Consider the following 604-nt stretch of genomic DNA (forward strand, 5'->3'; position numbering starts at 1 on the left):
GTGGCGCGGCACGACCGGCCGGTCCGCGCCGTCGTCATGACCATGGGGGCGCTGCACGAGGGGCACGCCAGCCTGCTGCGCGCGGCCCGCGCCCGGGCGGACCAGGTGGTTGCCACGATCTTCGTCAACCCGCTGCAGTTCGGCGCGGGCGAGGACCTCGACCGCTACCCGCGCACACTGGCCGCGGACCTCGCGGTCTGCGCTCGGGAGGGGGTCGACGTGGTGTTCGCTCCCGCGGTGATCCACGATCCGCCGCCGCTGGTCCGGTTCAGCGCCGGCCCGCTCGGCGCGGTACTCGAAGGGGCGTCCCGCCCGGGCCACTTCGACGGGATGCTCACCCTCGTCGGGACCATGTTGCACCTGGTCCAGCCCGACCTGGCGTTCTTTGGGCGCAAGGACGCGCAGCAGCTCGTCTGCATTCGGCGGATGGTCGCCGACCTCGCCTACGACGTGACCGTGATCGGGGTGGAGACGGCTCGCGAGCCCGACGGCCTGGCGAGGTCGAGCCGCAACGTCTACCTCACCGCCGAGCAGCGGACCGAGGCGCTCGCGCTGTCCCGGGCGCTCGCCGCCGGCGCGGCGGCCAGCGCCGACGGGGCGCCGG

General features: G+C 74.8%; 1 protein-coding gene. It reads left to right on the forward strand.

Annotated elements, in window-relative coordinates; all coding sequences use genetic code 11:
• The coding region (panC, locus tag ND748_RS33445) for a pantoate--beta-alanine ligase (protein WP_251750208.1) at positions 1-604 on the forward strand (604 nt) is incomplete at both ends.

Source organism: Frankia sp. AiPs1 (assembly GCF_023716945.1).
GTDB lineage: Bacteria > Actinomycetota > Actinomycetes > Frankiales > Frankiaceae > Frankia.